The sequence below is a fragment of the Fulvivirga lutimaris genome (assembly GCF_009711525.1).
Lineage (GTDB): Bacteria > Bacteroidota > Bacteroidia > Cytophagales > Cyclobacteriaceae > Fulvivirga > Fulvivirga lutimaris.
This window is the reverse complement of sequence record NZ_SMLV01000150.1, coordinates 1-3,145: the sequence shown is the minus strand read 5'-3', so window position 1 is coordinate 3,145 and position 3,145 is coordinate 1. Positions and strand designations below refer to the sequence as shown.

The 3,145-nt window shown below is 36.7% G+C and carries 5 protein-coding genes; 2 read left to right on the top strand and 3 right to left on the bottom strand.

The window, feature by feature from the left end; all coding sequences use genetic code 11:
• Both E1140_RS00955 and E1140_RS00950 read left to right on the top strand, forming a co-directional pair.
• Positions 1-1,115, top strand: a 1,115-nt coding sequence (locus E1140_RS00955) for an aminotransferase class I/II-fold pyridoxal phosphate-dependent enzyme (RefSeq protein WP_155178092.1), incomplete at its 5' end; no start/stop codon positions are given.
• 108 nt (positions 1,116-1,223) lie between these two features.
• Entirely contained in the window at positions 1,224-1,400 is a 177-nt protein-coding gene (locus tag E1140_RS00950) for a histone H1 (RefSeq protein WP_155178090.1), read from the top strand.
• Between the two features lie 74 nt (positions 1,401-1,474).
• Here E1140_RS00950 and dapA read toward each other — a convergent pair whose 3' ends face one another.
• From dapA to E1140_RS00935, 3 genes are all read right to left on the bottom strand, one after another.
• Positions 1,475-2,353: a 4-hydroxy-tetrahydrodipicolinate synthase gene (gene dapA / locus E1140_RS00945; RefSeq protein ID WP_155178089.1), complete on the bottom strand. Its 879-nt coding sequence runs from the start codon at positions 2,351-2,353 to the stop codon at positions 1,475-1,477.
• Positions 2,354-2,869, bottom strand: a complete 516-nt coding sequence (locus tag E1140_RS00940; RefSeq protein WP_155178086.1) for a DUF6913 domain-containing protein — start codon at positions 2,867-2,869, stop codon at positions 2,354-2,356. It abuts the gene before it with no gap.
• Between the two features lies 1 nt (position 2,870).
• Positions 2,871-3,145: BRCT domain-containing protein (locus tag E1140_RS00935; protein WP_343034111.1), on the bottom strand; the 275-nt coding region annotated here is incomplete at its 5' end.

The window sequence follows — 3,145 nt, the reverse complement described above, 5'->3', positions numbered from 1 at the left end:
TTTTGACCTGGAGTTTGAATAACTACTTAGGTTTAGCTAACCATCCTGAAGTGAGAAAGGCGGATGCTGATGCTGCAGCACAGTGGGGACTAGCTTACCCAATGGGGGCTAGAATGATGTCTGGAAACTCAGTTCACCACATTGAATTAGAAAACCAGCTGGCAGATTTTATTAAGAAGGAATCTGTAATGCTACTTAACTTCGGATATCAGGGTGTTCTTTCTATTATCGATGCTGTTGTTGATAGAAAAGACGTAATCGTTTATGATGCTGAATCTCATGCTTGTATTATTGATGGGTTGAGACTACACATTGGTAAAAGGTTTGTATATCCTCATAACAATATTGAAAATCTTGAGACTCAACTTAAGAGAGCTAAAAGAATTACTGATGAGACAGGTGGTGGTATTTTAGTGATCACTGAAGGTGTATTTGGTATGTCTGGAAATCAGGGTAACCTAAAGGATGTAGTTGCTCTTAAAGAGAAATATGGTTTCAGACTGTTTGTAGATGATGCTCACGGTTTCGGTACAATGGGTAAAACTGGTGCTGGTACGGGTGAGGAACAAGGAGTTCAGGATGAGATAGATCTTTATTTCTCAACTTTCGCAAAATCTATGGCCAGTATTGGTGCTTTTGTAGGTGGTGATGAAAAAATCATTACTTATTTAAGATATACAATGAGATCGCAGATTTACGCGAAATCTTTGCCAATGCCATTGGTTATAGGAGCATTGAAGCGCCTTGAGCTATTAAGAACTAAACCTGAGCTGAAAGACAACTTATGGAAAGTTGTTAATGCTTTACAATCGGGCTTAAGAGAGCATGGTTTCGATTTGGGATCAACTAAATCACCAGTAACTCCAGTATTATTCCATGGTGGATTAGGAGAGGGTGGAAACATGACCGTTGACCTACGAGAGAACTATAATATCTTCTGTTCAATGGTGGTATATCCGGTAGTCCCTAAGGACGTTATTATGCTTCGTTTGATACCGACCGCGGCACATACATTGGAAGATGTAAAAGAAACTATTGATGCTTTTGCAAGCGTAAAATCTAAACTTGACGATGGCGTTTATAGAAGAGAAGAAATAATGGCAATAAATAAGTAAAAAAAGGAAAAAAATGTGCTTAAATGGTTTAATTATAAACATTTTAAGTATATTGGCACCTCAAATTATTAACTGAAAAATTTCAATAACCTTAAAAAATTATCAAGTATGAAAAGATTTGAAGAACTTAAAACTTTAGTTATGGATTTAGAGTCTGACTTCGAAAAATTCTATGACAAAAAAAATAATGCTGCTGGAACTAGAGTAAGAAAAGGAATGCAAGAATTGAAAAATCTTGCTCAAGATATTAGAGTTCAAGTGCAGGACATGAAAAACAAAGCTTAATCTTTTCAGATTAGATACAAAAAAGGTGATCAATTTGATCATCTTTTTTTATGCCCATATTTCAATAAAACAAGCTATAATTTACTCAGAGCTGCTTTTATATCATTTTTAAGCTCGTTTGACGGAGGTAATAAAGGTAGTCTTACATAGTCATCACAAACGCCTTGAAGCTTAAGCACATGCTTAATGCCAACTGGATTGCTCTCAGCATACATTAAAGGGTTAATACTTAACAATTTGAAAGCGGCCTTAGCGGCAGCTTCATAGTTGTTGTTGAAAGCATGCTCCTTCATTTCTTTAAACACATCGCTAAACCCATTAGCCAGTACAGAAATAACACCTTTGGCGCCAATGGTATACAAAGGAACAGTAAGCATATCTTCGCCAGATATTAATAAAAAGTCATTCGGCTTGTTGGCGCTTATGTGCATCGCCTGTTCTAAATTTCCTGAAGCTTCTTTAGTCCCTATAATATTCTTGTGCTTTGCAAGTGCTAGCGTAGTCGCGGCTGTTAGGTTTGATGCGGTCCTACCAGGAACATTATAAAGTATGACAGGAATAGGGGAGTTGTCAGCAATTAATTCAAAATGCTTTGTAATTCCTTCCTGTGATGGCTTATTATAGTACGGTGACACCGATAAAATAGCATCTACTCCACTTAAATCTGTTGTCTTAATGGTTTCGATGACCTGATGGGTATTATTACCGCCAATTCCATAAACTATTGGAAGATTAGCTGCATTGTTCTGTTTGACAAATTTTAGTATTTCTTTCTTCTCATCAGCTGTTGTAGTAGTAGACTCACCTGTAGTACCTTGCACCACATAATAGTCTACACTCTGTTTGGCTGTATGCTGAAGCAATTTTTTTAAACCATCATAATCAATTGAACCATTCTCATTGAATGGCGTCACCAGTGCGACACCGGTGCCATACAATCTGTCAATATTCATTTAAGAAAGAATTTTAGTGTATCTGTACATCTCTTCTACGAGCTTCTTGAGCTGACCCTTGCCGGGCACACGCACCATCATCTCGCAGAATCGTTCGTTTGACTCATCAAATTTGGCAATCCTACATTTGGCCTTGCTCATGGCAAGTACGTTCTGGACTAATAGGTTGCTTTGTTCGTCAATATAAAATAGATAGTCGAAAGACTTATTAGTGAAATTTGTAACGAATTCAGAGTTGAATTTGCCCCAAAATGAAATATCTTTTTCTGTGAAAAAATCGAAGAGAAATTCGTGATTCTCCTTTTTGTGAGGTAAGTAAGCTAGCACATCCACCTTCTTACCATCCTCTTCCAGGCTTTTTACAAACGACTTTATAATCTCATGTTTTTCCCTTGAATCAATGGTGAATACAATACCAACACTACTCACCTTATTATAAGACATGCTTCCACGCGGAATCATATTCTTTTTAAGATGGCCTTTAGCTTTGTATGAAAGTATTCTTTTTGATAACATGTTAAGCACCAATCATTTGTCGGAAATCATCTTCTGAAATTATTTGGACACCTAATTTCTCCGCTTTTTCCTTTTTAGCAGGACCCATTTTGTCGCCTGCCAATAAAAAATCTAATTTACCTGATATGGCTGAAATTACCTTGCCACCATGATTTTTAATTACTTCTTTTATTTCGTCACGGCCATAATTTTCAAATACCCCAGAAACAACAAAGGATTTGTCTGCAAGGCTATTAGATGCCAGGGTTACTTCTTTTTCTTCAATAACAAACTGAA